Source organism: Streptomyces sp. NPDC007863, assembly GCF_040633895.1.
In the GTDB taxonomy this organism is placed as follows: domain Bacteria; phylum Actinomycetota; class Actinomycetes; order Streptomycetales; family Streptomycetaceae; genus Streptomyces.
This window is the reverse complement of the sequence record NZ_JBEYEI010000042.1, coordinates 20,861-35,818: the sequence shown is the minus strand read 5'-3', so window position 1 is coordinate 35,818 and position 14,958 is coordinate 20,861. Positions and strand designations below refer to the sequence as shown.

General features: G+C 74.0%; 12 protein-coding genes. 2 read left to right on the top strand and 10 right to left on the bottom strand.

What is annotated here, in order from left to right; genetic code table 11:
• On the top strand, positions 1-230 hold a 230-nt coding region (locus tag ABZ621_RS36915), incomplete at its 5' end, for a hypothetical protein (RefSeq protein ID WP_360611458.1).
• A 107-nt stretch (positions 231-337) separates the two neighbouring features.
• Here the strand turns inward: ABZ621_RS36915 and ABZ621_RS36910 are convergent.
• The 8 genes from ABZ621_RS36910 to ABZ621_RS36875 form a co-directional block, all read right to left on the bottom strand.
• Positions 338-955 carry a hypothetical protein gene (locus ABZ621_RS36910; protein WP_189955759.1) on the bottom strand — a complete coding sequence of 206 codons (618 nt, stop codon included), beginning with the start codon at positions 953-955 and terminating at the stop codon, positions 338-340.
• Between the two features lie 104 nt (positions 956-1,059).
• Positions 1,060-2,514, bottom strand: a complete 1,455-nt coding sequence (gene ahcY / locus ABZ621_RS36905) for an adenosylhomocysteinase (protein ID WP_360611456.1) — start codon at positions 2,512-2,514, stop codon at positions 1,060-1,062.
• A gap of 298 nt (positions 2,515-2,812) precedes the next feature.
• A complete protein-coding gene (locus ABZ621_RS36900) occupies positions 2,813-3,778 on the bottom strand; it encodes a cation diffusion facilitator family transporter (protein WP_360611454.1) in 966 nt (321 codons plus the stop codon).
• 72 nt (positions 3,779-3,850) lie between these two features.
• The gene (gene manA, locus ABZ621_RS36895; protein ID WP_360611453.1) at positions 3,851-5,002 is read right to left on the bottom strand and encodes a mannose-6-phosphate isomerase, class I; all 1,152 of its coding nucleotides are present in this window, start codon (positions 5,000-5,002) and stop codon (positions 3,851-3,853) included.
• 126 nt (positions 5,003-5,128) lie between these two features.
• On the bottom strand, positions 5,129-6,277 hold the full coding sequence (locus ABZ621_RS36890) for an SIS domain-containing protein (protein WP_360611451.1): 1,149 nt from the start codon (positions 6,275-6,277) through the stop codon (positions 5,129-5,131).
• A 164-nt stretch (positions 6,278-6,441) separates the two neighbouring features.
• Positions 6,442-6,624: a Trm112 family protein gene (locus tag ABZ621_RS36885; protein WP_360611449.1), complete on the bottom strand. Its 183-nt coding sequence runs from the start codon at positions 6,622-6,624 to the stop codon at positions 6,442-6,444.
• A gap of 91 nt (positions 6,625-6,715) precedes the next feature.
• Positions 6,716-8,083, bottom strand: a complete 1,368-nt coding sequence (locus ABZ621_RS36880) for a phosphomannomutase/phosphoglucomutase (protein WP_360611447.1) — start codon at positions 8,081-8,083, stop codon at positions 6,716-6,718.
• A 126-nt stretch (positions 8,084-8,209) separates the two neighbouring features.
• Entirely contained in the window at positions 8,210-8,641 is a 432-nt protein-coding gene (locus tag ABZ621_RS36875; RefSeq protein ID WP_169093684.1) for a DUF3499 domain-containing protein, read from the bottom strand.
• A gap of 309 nt (positions 8,642-8,950) precedes the next feature.
• Here ABZ621_RS36875 and ABZ621_RS36870 point away from each other — a divergent pair, with 309 nt between their 5' ends.
• Entirely contained in the window at positions 8,951-9,415 is a 465-nt protein-coding gene (locus ABZ621_RS36870) for a metallopeptidase family protein (RefSeq protein WP_360611460.1), read from the top strand.
• A gap of 62 nt (positions 9,416-9,477) precedes the next feature.
• Here the strand turns inward: ABZ621_RS36870 and ABZ621_RS36865 are convergent, their stop codons facing one another.
• Together ABZ621_RS36865 and ABZ621_RS36860 are read right to left on the bottom strand one after the other, a co-directional pair.
• Positions 9,478-11,001 (bottom strand): DUF5719 family protein, encoded by a 1,524-nt coding sequence (locus tag ABZ621_RS36865; RefSeq protein WP_360611445.1) that lies wholly within the window; start codon positions 10,999-11,001, stop codon positions 9,478-9,480.
• Entirely contained in the window at positions 10,998-14,768 is a 3,771-nt protein-coding gene (locus ABZ621_RS36860) for a glycosyltransferase (RefSeq protein ID WP_360611443.1), read from the bottom strand. The genes ABZ621_RS36865 and ABZ621_RS36860 overlap by 4 nt, the downstream gene beginning before the upstream one ends.
• Positions 14,769-14,958: the final 190 nt, after the last annotated feature.

Below are 14,958 nucleotides of genomic sequence, written 5' to 3'. Positions count from 1 at the left end.
TCCGGGCGCTTCCTTCGTTTCCGACTCTATCAGATCTTTCCGATCCGATTTCCTCGGTGCTTTCCGGTCCCGATTTGTTTTTCTCGGGGCCTTCCAGCGCTTTCCGACTTTATCAGAATCATTTCCGGCTACCTAATCGGTGGCTTTTCGTGATTCGCGATAAAGAATCGGGAGTGAGTCAGACTCTAGTTGATTGCTGCCGAGCTGTCCAGCTCCAGGCAACCATCTGAATCTACCTCCCCGCGTCCACCGTGTCAACGGTTTTTTCGGGCACCGGAGGACAGTACCAGCTCGGCGGGGCCCGTCGCACATCGGCCGGGGGCGTGGCGAGGAGGCGTCAGGCCGGGAAGGTCGAGGGGGGTGTGTCGAGGTCTTCCAGTTCCACGCCGGGGGCGGAGAGGACGACGTCGCCGGCGATGTGGACGGTGTGGCGTTCGCCGGTGTCCAGGGTGCTGACCTGGTACGCGTCGACGGAGAGGGGGCCCAGGTCGGTGGGGTGGGTCTCGGTGCCCAGGAGGGACCAGGACTGGTCGACGGTGAGGGGGGCGAGGACCGGGTCCGTGAGGGCGACCAGACGGACGCGGGTCTCCGGGGCGCCGGGGGTCAGGCGCAGGAGGCGGGTGAGGGCGATCAGGAACGCCGGGGACGTACCGGTGAAGGCGTGGGCGCGGACGTTGCCCTCGGTGGCGTGGGTGCCGGTGGGGTCGGTGCGGACCCAGGTGACGCCGTCGAGGGCGGCGCCCCGGACCTGCCAGCTGGAGGCGTGGAGTTCGAGGCGGATGGGGCGGCCGAGTTCGTCGACGGCCAGGTCGACGGAGCCTCGGTGGTCGCCGGCGGGGGTGGTGATCTGGGAGACGTAGCGCCAGCCGGAGGGGCCGGGGGCGCAGTGGAAGTGCTCCTCGCCGAGGGGGGTGTGGTCGTGGGGGTCGTGGAGCGAGTAGCGGCCGCGGGGCATCGCGTGGTCCTCGGGTGGTGGAGGGGAACGGGGCAGGCCCCCGGCACGGGTGCCGGGGGCCTGCTGGGGTGTCGCGTCGCCCGGTCGTGCGACCGGGGGGCGGATCAGTAGCGGTAGTGGTCCGGCTTGTACGGGCCCTCGACCTTGACGCCGATGTAGGAGGCCTGCTCCGGGCGGAGGGTCGTCAGCTTGACGCCGAGCGCGTCGAGGTGGAGGCGGGCGACCTTCTCGTCCAGGTGCTTCGGCAGCGTGTACACCTCGGTCGGGTACTGCTCCGGCTTCGTGAACAGCTCGATCTGGGCCAGGGTCTGGTCCGCGAAGGAGTTCGACATCACGAAGGACGGGTGACCGGTGGCGTTGCCCAGGTTCAGCAGACGGCCCTCCGACAGGACGATCAGGACCTTGCCGTCCTCGAACGTCCAGGTGTGGACCTGCGGCTTGACCTCGTCCTTCACGACGCCCGGGATCTTGGCCAGGCCGGCCATGTCGATCTCGTTGTCGAAGTGGCCGATGTTGCCCACGATCGCCTGGTGCTTCATCTTGGCCATGTCGGAGGCCATGATGATGTCCTTGTTGCCGGTCGTGGTGATGAAGATGTCGGCGGTCTCGACGACCTCGTCGAGGGTCGTGACCTGGTAGCCGTCCATCGCCGCCTGCAGCGCGCAGATCGGGTCGATCTCCGTGACGATGACACGGGCACCCTGGCCCCGCAGCGACTCGGCGCAGCCCTTGCCGACGTCGCCGTAGCCGCAGACCACGGCCGTCTTGCCGCCGATGAGGACGTCCGTGGCGCGGTTGATGCCGTCGATGAGCGAGTGGCGGCAGCCGTACTTGTTGTCGAACTTCGACTTCGTCACGGCGTCGTTCACGTTGATCGCCGGGAAGAGGAGGGTGCCGGCCTGCATCATCTCGTAGAGACGGTGGACGCCGGTGGTGGTCTCCTCGGTCACGCCGCGGATCTCGGACGCCAGCTGGGTCCACTTCTGCGGGGACTCGGCGAGGGTGCGGTTGAGGAGGCGCAGGATGTAGCCGTACTCCTCGCTGTCCGCGGTGGCCGGGTCCGGGGCGGAGCCGGCCTTCTCGAACTCGACGCCCTTGTGGACGAGGAGGGTGGCGTCACCGCCGTCGTCGAGGATCATGTTCGGGCCGCCGGTGGGCGTGTTCGGCCAGGTGAGGGCCTGCTCGGTGCACCACCAGTACTCCTCCAGGGTCTCGCCCTTCCAGGCGAAGACCGGGACGCCCTGGGGGTTCTCCGGGGTGCCGTTCGGGCCGACGGCGATGGCCGCGGCGGCGTGGTCCTGGGTGGAGAAGATGTTGCAGGAGGCCCAGCGGACGTCGGCGCCGAGGGCGACGAGCGTCTCGATGAGGACGGCGGTCTGCACGGTCATGTGCAGGGAGCCGGTGATGCGGGCGCCGGCGAGGGGCTGGGTCTCGGCGTACTCGCGGCGGATGGCCATCAGACCGGGCATCTCGTGCTCGGCGAGGGTGATCTCCTTGCGGCCGAAGGTGGCCAGGGAGAGGTCGGCGACCTTGAAGTCCTGCTGTGCGGCAGTCGTCATGACTGGTGCTGCTCCTCGTGGGATCGCATGGTGAGGGTCGGTTGTGGCGCCTGACACCGCGGTCGAGGCACCTGCGGGCATACGGATGCCCGGGTGGTTCGCGGTGCAGTCGTCGGAGGCCCTCTCTCCCTCGGCCGGTCCCCTGGGGGGCCGCCCGACCGCCATCAGCAGCGACGTCTGGCGGTACACGAATCTACACCGATCGGCCCACCGGGCGCAGGCCCGCACGGAGAAGCCCCCGGGGCGGCGTGGTGCGCTCCGGGGGCCTCGTCAGGGTGTTCGGCGGGTGGTGCGGGGGTCAGTGGCCGCTTCCGCCGGGGGTGGCGGCGGGGTCGGGGCCGGCCGCGGCGGCGGACTCGCTGTAGACGTCCGGCTCCAGGTAGATGACGCGGGCGATCGGGACGGCGGCGCGGATGCGCTCCTCGGCGGCGTCGATGGCGCGGGCGACCTCGGTGGCGGACTCGTCGTGCCGGACGGCGATCTTGGCGGCGACGAGGAGTTCCTCGGGGCCGAGGTGGAGGGTGCGCATGTGGATGAGGCGGGTGACGGTGTCGCCGTCGACGACGGCGTCCTCGATCCTCTTCACCTCGTCGAGGCCGGCGGCCTCGCCGAGGAGGAGCGACTTGGTCTCCAGGGCGAGGACGATCGCGATGGCGATGAGCAGGACGCCGATGCAGAGGGTGCCGATGCCGTCCCAGACGCCGTCGCCGGTGGCGAGGGCGAGGCCGACGCCGCCGAGGGCGAGGATGAGGCCGACGAGGGCGCCGAGGTCCTCCAGGAGGACGACGGGGAGCTCGGGGGCCTTGGCGCGGCGGACGAACTCCTTCCAGGAGAGGCCGCCGCGGATGAGGTTGGACTCCTTGATGGCGGTGCGGAAGGAGAACGACTCGGCGATGATCGCGAAGACCAGGACGCCGACCGGCCAGTACCAGGCCTCGATCGGGTGCGGGTCGTGGATCTTCTCGTAGCCCTCGTAGATGGCGAACATGCCGCCGACGGAGAAGAGGACGATGGAGACGAGGAAGGCGTAGATGTACCGCTCGCGGCCGTAACCGAAGGGGTGCTGGGGGGTGGCCTCGCGCTGGGCCTTCTTGCCGCCGAGCAGGAGCAGGCCCTGGTTGCCGGAGTCGGCGAGGGAGTGGACGCTCTCGGCGAGCATCGAGGACGAGCCACTGAAGAGGAACGCCACGAACTTGGCTACGGCGATCGCGAGGTTGGCGGCGAGGGCCGCCACGATCGCCTTGGTTCCGCCTGACGCGCTCATGGGTCTGTCTGTTCCCTTCGTCGATGCTCCGGCCCGGTGCCGGTGACCGTGGTACGGCCGGTCATTGTTGCATCAGGCCACGACGGTGGCGCGGAACACGGTGCCCGCTTCGGTCAGTTCGACGGGCTCGCCGGCGGGAACGAAGACGGATTCGCCCGGGGAGAGCGTGATTTCGCCTGCTTTGGGACGTCCGGCGGTGGCGAGCAGGATCTGCGGGGTGGCAGCGGTCAGGTCGGTGGGGGCGGCGCCCTCGGCGCGTACGAGGCGGGAGAGGCGGAACTCGTCGATGGAGGTGTCGTAGACCTCCTCGCCGGACGGGGAGGCCTCGGGGCGGAGCACGCCGGGGTCGGCGGGCTCGAAGCGGACGACGCGGAGGAGTTCGGGGACGTCGACGTGCTTGGGGGTGAGGCCGCAGCGCAGGACGTTGTCGCTGTTGGCCATGATCTCGACGCCGAGGCCGGAGAGGTAGGCGTGCGGGACGCCGGCGCCCAGGTAGAGGGCCTCGCCGGGCTGGAGCGTGACGTGGTGGAGGAGCATCGCGGCGATGACACCGGGGTCGCCGGGGAAGTGGTGGGCGAGGACCGCGTACGGGGCGAAGGCGCCGCCGAGCCGGTCGGCGGCCGCGGCGGCCTCGGCGACGGTGTGGCTCATCTCGGCCGGGTCGGCGGTGAGCAGGGCCGTGAGCACCTCGCGGAGGGCGTCCTCCTCGGGGTGGGCGTGGAGCAGGTCCGCGTACGGCTTGAGGGAGTCGACGCCCAGGGCGGCGAGGGTGTCGGCGGCCTCGGCGGGGGCGCGGAAGCCGCAGAATCCCTCGAAGGGGGTGAGGGCGCAGATCATCTCGGGCTTGTGGTTGGCGTCCTTGTACGTGCGGTGGGGCGCGTCGACGGGGATGCCGGCGGCCTCCTCTGCGGCGTATCCGGCGCGGGCCTGCTCCAGGTCGGGGTGGACCTGGAGGGAGAGCGGGGCGCCGGCGGCGAGGACCTTGAGGAGGAAGGGCAGGCGGGGGCCGAACTTCTCGGCGGTGGCGGGGCCGAGTTCGCGTACGGGGTCGGCGTCGATCAGTGCGTTGAGCGGCCCGCGGGGGGTGAGGGAGGGGGCACCGGGGTGGGCGCCCATCCACATCTCGGCCTGCGGCTCGCCGGTGGGGGCGGTGCCGAGCAGTTCCGGGATGGCCGTCGTGGAGCCCCAGGCGTAGGGACGGACGGTGTTGACGAGGCGTTCCATGACGGGTTCCAGCTCCTCGGGGCGAAGGACGGTGACGGTGCCAGACGACAGATGACAGGGGGTGGGTGACACGCGGGTGACGGGTGGGTGGCCGCAGGCCGTACGCCGGTGTCGTGTCCCGGACTGTCAGGGGGTCGGGTGGCCCTGGGTCGCCAGGGAGAGGTAGACGGCGGCGAAGTCGGTGACGGCGAGGAGTTCCGCGAGGGTCTCCAGGGCGTCGCCCTCGTCGGGTTCGAGTTCGCTGACGGCGGTCTCGTGGCCGAGGGCGAGTTCGCGGGCGGCGGGGGCGGCGCTGAGGCCGTCGGCGGGGCGGTCGCGGAGGAGGACGACGCGGGCGCGGAGGGCCTGGGGTTCGTCGACGCGGTCGCGGAAGAAGTCGTCGGGGTCGGCGGCGGCGGCGTAGGCGCCGGTGAGGAGGACGCCGTGGGCGGGGAGCGCCTCGGGGAGTTCGGCGGCGAGGGCGGGGAGGCCGGCGAGCTCGGCGAGGACGGCGGCGAAGCGGCGGCCGGCGGGGCCGGCGGCGTCGCCCTCGGTCCAGACGAGGGGGAGGGTCTCGGCGAGTTCGGCGGCGAGGGTCTTGGCCGGGTTGGAGTAGGTGGCGATGGCGGGGCCGCAGCGTTCGGCGGTGCGGTCGAGGCGGTCGGCGACCCGCTCCAGGGCCTCGGGCGGGGCGTCGAGGAGGCCGACGCGGTCGAGGAGCGCGAGGAGGGGGGTGAAGAGGGCCCAGAGGGCGCCGGGGCTGGCGGAGAGGTTCTCGCCGTACTCGTCGGGTTCCTCGTGCGGGGCCATCGCCATCGGGACGAAGAGGCCGCGGGAGCCGTTGACGGCCTCGGAGAGCGGGCAGCCCTTGGGGGCGACGGCGGCGACGGTGATGCCGCGGCGGTAGGCCTGCTCGGCGAGGAGGGCGAGGCCGGGTTCGGAGCCGTCGGTGGTGGGCAGCAGGAGCAGGTCCACGGAGCCGGCCCAGCCGGGCAGCGCCCAGCGCAGGGCGCCGGCGGCGGGGGCGACGCCGGTGGGTGCGAGGCGTACGACGGGGGCGGAGGCGCCGGCGAGGGCGCCGATCAGGTCGGCGACGCCGGCGGCGGCGGTGCCGGGGCCCGCGACGAGGACGGCGCGGGGGCGGCCCTCGGGGCGGAGGTCGGCGATGCCGGCCTCGGTGGCGTGGCGGGCGGCGGTCCTGACCCGGGCGCCGGCCTCGGCGGCGCCGCGGAGGAGTCCTCGGCGGTCGGCCGTCGCGAGGGCGTCCGGTGCGTCAAGCAGGGTTTCGTCCAGCAAGGGGGCCTCCGGGTGCGGTGCCGGCGGTCGGGGTGGGCGTGCGGCAGGTCGGGCGCCGCCCCTGGGGGTTGTGCCCACCCGTTCCTCCCCCGAGGACTTCGTCCAGGGGACCCCCCGAGCGGAACGTAGGCCCACGACGGGGTGGCGGGCTGCCCACGACGGGGTCAGGCGGGGCGGCGGGCCTCGTCCACGAGGAGGACCGGGATGGCGTCGCGGACGGGGTAGGCGAGGCCGCAGTCCGCGGAGGTGCAGATCAGCTCGGGCGTCTCGTCCGCCGTGCGGTCGTTCAGCGGAGCGTGGCAGGCCGGGCAGGCCAGGATCTCCAGGAGGCCGGCTTCGAGCGGCATGGGGTCGTCCCTTCGAACAGACGGATCGGGCCAGGTCAGCCTACCGCCGGGGAACGGGGCACGCCCCCGTTCCCCGGCGGTGGGAGGGGGTTCAGCCGGTGGCCCGGACCAGGGCGAGGACCTCGTCGCGGATCTTGGCCATGGTGGCCGCGTCGCGTGCCTCGACGTTGAGGCGGAGGAGGGGTTCGGTGTTGGAGGCGCGGAGGTTGAACCACCAGTCGGCGGAGGTGACGGTGAGGCCGTCGAGCTCGTCGAGGGTGATGCCGTCCTCGTTCGCGTACAGGGCCTTGATCTCGGCGGTCTTGGCGGTCTGGTCCGCGACCGTCGAGTTGATCTCGCCGGAGCCGGCGTAGCGGTCGTAGGCCGCGACGAGGCCGGAGAGGGTGCCCTGCTGGCCGCCGAGGGCGGCGAGGACGTGGAGGGCGGCGAGCATGCCGGTGTCCGCGTTCCAGAAGTCCTTGAAGTAGTAGTGCGCCGAGTGCTCGCCGCCGAAGATGGCGCCGGTCCTCGCCATCTCCTCCTTGATGAAGGAGTGCCCGACCCGGGTGCGCACGGGCACGCCGCCGTGCTCGCGGACGACCTCGGGAACGGACCAGGAAGTGATCAGATTGTGGATGACCGTCCCGCCCGGGTGCCTGGCGAGCTCGCGCGCGGCGACCAGGGCCGTGATCGCGGACGGAGAGACCGGCTCGCCCCGCTCGTCGACGACGAAGCACCGGTCCGCGTCCCCGTCGAAGGCGAGACCGAGGTCCGCGCCCTCCGCCAGGACACGGGCCTGGAGGTCGACGATGTTCTTCGGGTCGAGGGGATTGGCCTCGTGGTTCGGGAAGGTCCCGTCGAGCTCGAAGTACATCGGGACGGTGTCCAGCGGGAGGCCGTCGAAGACGGTGGGGACGGTGTGGCCGCCCATGCCGTTGCCCGCGTCCACGACGACCTTGAGCGGCCGGACCGCCGTGAGGTCGACCAGCGCCTTGAGGTGGGCGGCGTAGTCGGCGAGCGTGTCCCGCTCGGTAACCGTGCCAGGCACGGTGGCGGCCTCGGGGGCGCCCTCCGCCAGCCAGCGCTCGGCGAGCGCACGGATGTCGGAGAGGCCGGTGTCCTGCCCGACCGGAGCGGCGCCGGCACGGCACATCTTGATGCCGTTGTACCGGGCCGGATTGTGCGAGGCCGTGAACATCGCACCGGGCAGACCCAGGCTGCCGGAGGCGAAGTACAGCTGATCGGTGGAGCACAGCCCGATGAGCGTGACATCGGCACCGAGGCGGGCCGCGCCACGGGCGAACGCGCCGGAGAGGCCGGGCGAGGAGGGGCGCATGTCATGCCCGACGACGATGGCGTCGGCCTCGGTGACACGGACGAAGGCGGCACCGAAGAGTTCGGCGACCTCCTCGTCCCACTGGTCCGGGACGACCCCGCGGACGTCGTACGCCTTCACGATCTGCGACAGATCGGCAGTCACGGATCCACCCTCCTGAGTTCTCGGCACGCGTGTGCGGCGCGTGTGCGGAACGCCCAAACTACCCGGGGCGGGAGGTGTGGCACGCGGCCGGTGGCCGGTTGTGGACGCGGGCGCCGGTCCGTGGGCTCAGTTGTCGGGGGAACGGAGCACCCGGAGGTGTCCGCGGCGGCCGACCTCCATGGGGTCGCCGCCCCGGCCCGTGCCGGGCTTGCCGGCCTCGGCGGCGCGCTCCTGGGGGCGGGCCGCTTCCCGGACCGCGTTGGCCAGGGCTTCGAGGTCGTCGCCGCTGGGGCGGGTGGGGGCGGAGGCGTCGGAGAGCCGCACGACCTCCCAGCCGCGCGGGGCGGTGAGGCGCTCGCTGTGCTCGGCGCACAGGTCGTAGCAGTGGGGCTCGGCGTAGGTGGCGAGCGGGCCGAGGACCGCGGTCGAGTCGGCATAGACGTACGTCAGTGTCGCGACGGCAGGGCGGCCGCACGCGGTGCGCGAACAGCGACGTACAGGGCTCACGACGTTGGACGGTACCGCACTCTTGACCGGGCCGCGACGACTCTCCCCCAGGTCACTCCACCGTGTCGCGGTGTGACGTCCGACACCCCCCTTCGAGTGGCGCCCGTTCTGACCTGCGCCGGAGGGGGCGCAAGGGGGGCGGCACAGGGGGTGATCCGGACAGGGAGAGGGAGGAATCCGGTCAGGCGCGGCCAGACGGCCGATCGCGAGCGGGTGCCGAATCGTTCCCTGGGACGGCCGGAATGTTCAGGTTTGGACAGCGGAGGGGGCGCGGGCGGGGTGCGGAGGGGGCGGGACGCGCCGATCGGCGGGTCCGCGCCACGGTGCGGAGTGACCCAGGAGAGTTACGCTGCGTCAGTGATGGACACTCCTGTGCCGCCCGGGCAGCCGGGCCCCTCGCGGAGCTCCGGGGAGCCGCCGGCCGAGCCGCGGGTCCGCCGGCGGGACCGGCACGGCCGTGGGATGCGGGGGCCGGTCGCGCCGCCGCAGGTCCCGCTGTCCGTGAGCCGTGCGGACACCTTCCGCGATCTCGTCCTGGACTCGGTGGAGCGGCTTGAGCGGCGCTGGCCACAGCTTCAGGACGTCGAGTTCATGATCATGGAGGTGCCTCCGGTGGTCTCCGGCGAGACCGTGCCGCTGGGCGGTTCGGTGCCGGCCGAGAAGCGGGAGCCCGCGAAGGTCGTCGTCTACCGGCGGCCGGTGGAGATCCGGTCGAAGAACCGTGACGAGCGGGCGCTGCTGGTGCACGAGGTCGTGGTGGAACAGGTCGCCGAGCTCCTGGGGCTCTCCCCCGAGTCGGTCGACCCCCGGTACGGGCAGGACTGAGGCGGGCGGTACGGGCTCGGGCGCGCTCTTTCGCGCGCGGGAGCCCGTACCGGCGCGGGCCGTCAGTCGTCGAGGACCGTGATGTCGCGGCGGGCGGCCGGGACCTCGACCGTGCCCCGGTCGTCCACCAGGGTCTGCACGGTGAACATCGGGATGCCGTCCTCGGGGAGGGTGAGCGCGCGGGACGCGTACACCGGTCCGCCGCCCGCGACCGGTTCGACGGTCAGCGCGTAGGAGCCCTTGACGTCCTTGGGGGCGAGGTCGGTGAGGACGGTCGTGGTGCCCGCCTTGAGGGAGACCGTGCGGGTGGCGGGGGCGCCGCCCTCCGTGCCGGCCGAGGCCGTGACCTTCACCTGGGCGGCCGCCTCGGGGGCGGTGAGGGCGAGGGCGGTGCCCTTGGCGCGGTTGTCGGCGACGGTGGCGCGGCCGGTGATGGGGGCGGCGGCCGGGATGAAGGCCATCTCCGTGTCCGAGCCCTTGCCGCGGACGACCTTGAGCGCGGCCACGACCGGGACCTGCTTCTTGGGGTCGGTCGGGGTGAGCAGCAGGGAGGCGGCGGCGCCCCGGGTGAGGTCCGGCAGGTCGACGAAGGCGGTCATGCCGGCCTTGACGTGCAGGGATTCCGCGGCGGCGGGGACGATCGTGCCGTTCGCGGTGGCCAGCTGGATCTTCAGGTCGGCGTCGGAGTCGCCGGGGGCGAAGGCGACGAGGCGGACGCCGGTGGCGTCGGCCGGGATGCCGGGGAGCACGAGGCGGGCCGCCGGGTCGGCGGAGGCGGAGAGCCAGTCGCTGCCGACGCCGTCGGTGGCGGAGCCGAGGGCGGCGCCGACCCGGCCCTCGCGGGTGGAGACGTGGGCCGTCAGGTTCTCGTGGGGGCTCTCGGAGAGGAGCGGGCTGAGGCGGACGGCGGTGGTGGAGTGGGGCGGGATGTCGATGCCCTCCCGCTCGATGGTGGTCTTCAGCTCGCCCTCGGGGCCGTACAGCTCGATGTCGGCGACGGCGATGTCGTCGTCGGGGTTGGTGAGGTGGATGTAGTCGGTGCGGCCCTTGGCGGTGGAGACGGCCGGGAACCAGAGGTCGGTGTCGGGGGCGGAGCAGGTGACGCCGAGGAGGCCGCGGGCGGCGCCGGCCGGGACGACGGTGGTCTGCTGGACGGTCCAGCCGGGGGCGAGGGTGCCGGTGGCGGTGCCGGTGAGGCCGTGGGTGACGGCGCCGTCGGCCTCGGCGGCGACGGGCTTGCCGGGGGCGGTGACCGTGCCGGGGGCCTTGGCGCCCTTCTTGAGGGCCGGGGCGTCCGGGTTCTTGGCGAGGCCGAGGACCGCGGACGGCTTGGGGGCCGTGGTGCTGGCGGCGGCCGCGGCGGCGGCGCCGGGCGGGGTGAAGGAGGTGGTGAGCGTCTCGGCGACGTCCGAGGTGCTGGGGGCGGGGCAGAGCAGGCTGGTGCGCTCGACGGGGAGGCGGGCCGCCTGCGGTGCGGGGGCGGCGGACGCGGCGCCGGGCTCGCCGGGGGCCGTCAGCGCGGCGAAGCCGGTGACGGCGGCGAGGGCGGTGACGACCGCGATCAGGGAGGGGGTGGGGCGCTTCACTGGTTGCTGCTCCCGTCGGGACGCTGCTCGGTCTCGTGGGCCTGGCCGCCCTGCGGGTAGCCGTAGTCGTAGCCGGCGTAGGGGTCGTACGCCTGCGGGTTCTGCGGGTCGTACCCCTGGCCCTGCTCGTAGCCCTGGCCCTGGCCCTGCTCGTAGCCCTGGCCCTGGCCCTGCTCGTAGCCCTGGCCCTGGCCCTGGTCGTAGCCCTGGGGGGCGGCGTAGGGGTCGTACGCCGGGGGGTTCTGCGGGTCGTAGCCCTGGCCCTGGTCGTAGCCCTGCTGGGGGTACGCGTACGCCTGCTGCTGGTACGGGTCGGCGTACTCCTGGGGGTAGCCCTGCCGGTCGTAGCCGGGGGCGTACTGCTGCTCGGCGTAGGCGGGGTCCTGGCCCGTCGTGTCCCACTCGTCCGCCTCGGCGGTCTGCTGACCGGGGATGGGGGCGGGCGCGGGGGCGGCCGGGTGGCCGGTGTCCGGGGCGTCGGGGCGGTCCTCGGCGCCCGCGGCCACGGCGGCGGCCTCGGCCTCGGCGGCGGCGCGCAGACGGCGGGCGCGACGGCCGTCGCCTTCGGTGGCCTGGGCCGGGATGGCCGTCTCCTCCTCGGGCAGGTCGTCGTCGATCTCGCGGCGGCGGCCGGGCAGGGCGAGGACGACGAGGACGACGGCGAGGCCGAGCTGGGTCCAGATCCAGGCGGTGTGCGCGAGGGGCTCGTCGTAGGTGAGGTCGAGGCGGCCGCCTTCGGCGGGGAGCTGGAAGCCCTGGGCCCAGCCGTCGACGGTGGTGGGGGTGAGCGCGGTGCCGTCGAGGGTGGCGGTCCAGCCCTCGTCGGCGCGGTCGGCGATCCGCAGGACGCGGCCGGCGGGGCCGGCGGGGATGTCGGCGTGGGCCTCGACCGGTCCGGCGGGGACCGGCAGCGGGAGGACGTCGGCCGTGCTGCCGGGCTTGGCGGCGGGCGGCACGATCATCACGCGGGCGATCTCGCGGTCGACCTCCCAGAGGGCGACGCCGTCGAGCTTGCTGAGCCGGGAGAGGCCGGGGGTGGTGTCGAGGACGCGGCTCATCTGGCGCGGCGAGCCGTCCTTGACCAGGACGTAGCGGATGGCGAAGGCGCTGAGTTCCTGGGTCTGGTCGGCGCCGGAGCCGGCGACGAGCTTGGCGACGACGGAGTCGAGGCGCGCGTCGGGCTCGGCGGTCGCGGTCAGTTCGGCGTCGCCGAGGCGGGCGCCGGAGCCGCGGACCAGGGTGTAGTCGACGGCGCCGGGCGAGCTGCCGGAGAGCACCAGGGTGCGGGGCTGGTTCTCCTCGCCGGCCATCTGGGCGACGAAGGCGGGCACCTGGACGGGGTCGCGGCGGGTCAGCGGGCCGTCGGCGCCGCCGAGCATCCAGCCGGCGGCGGCGACGGCGGGGCCGACGGCGCAGGCGAGGGCGACGAGGGCGGCGACGGGCTGGCGCCAGCCGAAGCCGTGGGCGGCGACGCGGCTGCGGCCGCCCTCGGCGCCGAGCATGCCGGCGGCGATGAGGCCGGCGCCGTAGACGAGGGTGGCGGGGCCCGCCCAGCCGGTGCCGTCGGCGCCGTTGGCGAGGGCGGCGAGGAGGAGGCCGGCGAGGGCGGCGGTCCAGGCGGCGAGGACCGCGCGGCGGCGCTCCTCGCGGAGCAGGCCGGCGAGCGCGGCGAGGACCAGGCCGAGGAGGAGGAGTCCGCCGGTGGTGCCGGGGCCGCCGGGGCTGCTCGCGAGCAGGTCGACGGCGGAGGCGGTGCCGGTGCGCAGGTCGAGGCCGGCCTCGTGGAGGAAGGCGGAGGGGCCGGTCAGCAGGGAGAGCGACCAGGGGGCCAGGGCCAGGATCGGGGTGCCGACGGCGGCGAGGAAGCGGAGCCCGTAGGCGGTGATGTCGTCGCGGCGGAAGGCGAGGACGCCGAGGCCGAGGAGGACGGCGAGCGGCCACACGATCGGGGTGAACGCGGTGGTGACGGTGAGCAGCAGGGCGTAGGCCCAGGTGGCGCGCCAGCTGCCGCGGTCGGGGCGGTTCAGGCCGTGGGCGGCGACGGCGGCGCGGGCGATCAGCGGGAGCAGGATCGCGAGGATCGCGGTGCCGAGCCGGCCGGTGGCGAGGGCGCCGGTGGCGGCGGGCAGGAAGGCGTAGGCGATGGCGCCCCAGGCGAGCAGGAGGCGGGAGCCGACGAGGCCGCGGGCGGCGAAGTAGGCGGTGAGGCCGGCGAGCGGGACCGAGCAGACGAGCAGCACGGTCAGCGCGGTGGAGGTGGAGCCGAGGAAGAGCGCGGAGAGTCCGGCGAGGATGCCGAGGTAGGGCGGGGCGGTCTGGGTGCCGCCGGTGCCGAGGGTGTGCCAGGCGTCCGCGTACCGGCCCCACAGTTCGGAGACGGTGTCGGGGGCGGGCAGCAGGACGCCGCCGGCGAGGGAGCCGCCGGCGAAGAGGTTGCGGCAGGCGGCGAGGGAGACGAGGAGGAGGACGGCGAAGAGGACCGGGCCGGGCTTGCGGGCGATCTTCTTCAGGCGGGCGAACTGCTCGACCTCCAGGAAGTCGGCGTCGTCGCCGCCGGGGCCGGACTCGACGGCGCCGTGGCGGGAGCCGCCGGAGTCGGCCTCGTCGCCGCCGAAGTGGGAGACGAGCTGTTCGGCGGCGGCGCGGACGGTGGCGCCGGGCGGCGGGAACAGCGGGCGGAGTTCGGCCGAGGGGACCTCGGGGTTCTTCCGCCGTGTGCGGGCGGCGAGGATCTTCTCGGGCCGCAGCAGGGTGGCGAGGAGGCCCATGATCTCGTCGACGGCCTGGCCGGGGGCCTTGCCGACGAGGAGGCCGAGGGTGCGCAGGACGGTGCCGAGGACGAGGCGGAGGAAGACGTAGGGGAGGGCGCGGCCCGAGGTGTTGGCCAGCAGCGTGTAGACGGCGGCGGCCTTGTCGACGCGGTGCGGGCTGGCGGCGGTGCGGCCGGCGCAGTCGACGGAGCGGCGCTCGCGGGCGGAGGCCTCGGCGTGCCGCAGGACGGCGTCGGGGGCGACGAGGACGCGGTGGCCGGCGGAGTGGGCGCGCCAGCAGAGGTCGACGTCGTCGCGCATGAGGGGCAGGCGGCGGTCGAAGCCGCCGAGCTCCTCGAAGACGTCGCGGCGGACGAGCATGCCGGCGGTGGAGACGGAGAGGACCGGGCGGATCTGGTCGTGCTGGCCCTGGTCCTGCTCGCGGCGGTCGAGGCCGGTCCAGCGGCGGCCGCTGCGGGCGATGGTGACGCCGGCTTCGAGGAGCTGCTTCCTGTCGTACCAGCCGCGCAGCTTGGGGCCGATGACGGCGGCGTACGCGTCGGAGTCGGCGACGCGCAGGAGTTCGGCGAGGGCGCCTGGCTCGGGGGCGCAGTCGTCGTGCAGCAGCCACAGCCACTGGACCGGTTCGCCGTGCGGGAGTTCGGGGAGGTCGTAGGCCTCGTCGTTCCAGCTCCGGCTGACGGGGTCCCAGCCGCTGGGGCGCTTGAGGTACGGCAGGTCCTCGGGTCCGAGTACGGGCGCGGTGCGGACGGCCTCGTCGACGGCGGCGCCGAAGCCGGTGCGGCGGGCGAGGTGCAGGACGCGGTCGGGGCCGACGGCTTCGGCGACGAGCTGCGCGGACTCGTCGGCGCTGCCGGTGTCGGCGGCGATCACGCTCTGCACCGGGCGCTCCTGGGCGAGCAGCCCGGAGAGCGCGTCGGGCAGCCAGCGGGCTCCGTCGTGGGTGACGAGCACGGCGGTGACGACGTGCCTGGGGAACTCAGGAGTTGAGGACATCGAGCTACAGGCCCTCCGGCCGGGGTCGCCCGCGGTGGGGCGTGGGAGCGGCTTGGACGGAGGCCCACACTAGTGGTTGCGGGTGGGGCGCCTCGTTGGTGCGGGTGCGGGTGCCCGCGGCCGCGGCGGGTGCGGGTGCCCGCGGGTGCGGGCTGCGGCGGGTGCGGGCGCTGGGGGTGGGCGTGCGGGA

What these genes read in the sequence shown, in the direction of transcription:
- ABZ621_RS36910 (WP_189955759.1), bottom strand. Translation starts at nt 955, where the DNA reads ATGCCCCGCGGCCGCTACTCGCTCCACGACCCCCACGACCACACCCCC.
- ahcY (WP_360611456.1), bottom strand. Translation starts at nt 2,514, where the DNA reads ATGACGACTGCCGCACAGCAGGACTTCAAGGTCGCCGACCTCTCCCTG.
- ABZ621_RS36900 (WP_360611454.1), bottom strand. Translation starts at nt 3,778, where the DNA reads ATGAGCGCGTCAGGCGGAACCAAGGCGATCGTGGCGGCCCTCGCCGCC.
- manA (WP_360611453.1), bottom strand. Translation starts at nt 5,002, where the DNA reads ATGGAACGCCTCGTCAACACCGTCCGTCCCTACGCCTGGGGCTCCACG.
- ABZ621_RS36885 (WP_360611449.1), bottom strand. Translation starts at nt 6,624, where the DNA reads ATGCCGCTCGAAGCCGGCCTCCTGGAGATCCTGGCCTGCCCGGCCTGC.
- ABZ621_RS36870 (WP_360611460.1), top strand. Translation starts at nt 8,951, where the DNA reads ATGGACACTCCTGTGCCGCCCGGGCAGCCGGGCCCCTCGCGGAGCTCC.
- ABZ621_RS36860 (WP_360611443.1), bottom strand. Translation starts at nt 14,768, where the DNA reads ATGTCCTCAACTCCTGAGTTCCCCAGGCACGTCGTCACCGCCGTGCTC.